Raw genomic sequence first — 1,169 nt, 5'->3', positions numbered from 1 at the left:
CTTATAGACGTTGTGCATTACAAATTTTAATTTGTAAACAACTTGGTTTCGCAGGTATTCACCTATCTGCTTGCCATAATCCTGATGAACAATTGTTACTTGAACATTGGATTAATGCGTATCGTCATCTGGATTTAAATGCACTTGAATTATTATGGAATTCATTATGGCAAGTTAAAACAGGAAAAGAATTTATACCTGATTTTTCATATTCTTCGAAACAACCGTCAATAGGACAATTAATCAAATATCATCATTTACACATGATGCATAACACATTTTTTGATGCAAAACTTGCTAGATCATTTGGTCGCTTTATTTTTAAAGCTTCTTTTTGGGAAAAACAGTCTACTACCAAAGCTTTGTTAAAAACAGAATGGCTAAGTAAGCACGCTGTTTTAGGTTGTGAGAGTTGTGGGCAATGTCGTTTGGGAGAAACAATATATATTTGTCCAGAAACATGCCCCAAAGGTTTGTCCAATGGTCCATGTGGTGGAACCACATTGGATTACTGTGAGTTCGGTGATCGAGAATGTATTCATTCAGTCAAAGCTAGGCTTGCTAAAGTTGTGGGGCAAACGCATATTTTAAAAGAAAAACTGATTCCAACAGTTCCTATTACAATACGTGGAACTAGCTCTTGGAAAAACTGGTATTTAAAGACAAAAGCTTAACTTTTTTCATCCATCACATTTGAATAAAACTTCACACCAAGTTTAATTCGCTCACGATCATTTTTCATCCGCCATCTATTGGTATCTCTTAGTGAATAGACACACCCACAATATTCTTGCTGATAGAACTCTTCTTTCTTACTAATTTCAAGCATACGAACAGCACCGCCATGTTTGCGCCAATTGTAATCCCAATACGTAATGCCATCATAGTGAGATGCAGATTGATGACCACAATCATTGATCTGTTGCATATTTTTCCAACGTGAAATACCTAATGAACTGCTGATAAGGCTAAAGCCATTTTCCTTTGCATATAAAGCAGTACGTTCAAAACGCATATCAAAACACATGGTACAACGAATGCCTTTTTCAGGTTCATTTTCCATACCTTTGGCTCGTTCAAACCAATTATCTATATCATAATCACAGTCAATAAAAGGTATATTGTGTTTCTTTGCAAAACGAATGTTTTCTTCTTTACGAATCTCATAT

2 protein-coding genes are annotated in these 1,169 nt (G+C 35.2%); one reads left to right on the top strand and one right to left on the bottom strand.

What is annotated here, in order from left to right; all coding sequences use genetic code 11:
• On the top strand, positions 1–674 hold a 674-nt coding region (locus JMX82_RS14140; RefSeq protein WP_201541003.1), incomplete at its 5' end, for a methylenetetrahydrofolate reductase C-terminal domain-containing protein.
• On the opposite strand, the gene JMX82_RS14135 is transcribed toward JMX82_RS14140, so the two are convergent.
• On the bottom strand, positions 671–1,169 hold a 499-nt coding region (locus tag JMX82_RS14135; RefSeq protein WP_201541002.1), incomplete at its 5' end, for an epoxyqueuosine reductase QueH. The genes JMX82_RS14140 and JMX82_RS14135 overlap by 4 nt on opposite strands.

It is taken from the genome of Psychrobacter sp. 1044, from assembly GCF_904846525.1.
Classification (GTDB): Bacteria; Pseudomonadota; Gammaproteobacteria; order Pseudomonadales; family Moraxellaceae; genus Psychrobacter.
Note: the sequence above shows the minus strand (reverse complement) of the source record. Positions and strands in the feature narration are given on the sequence as shown.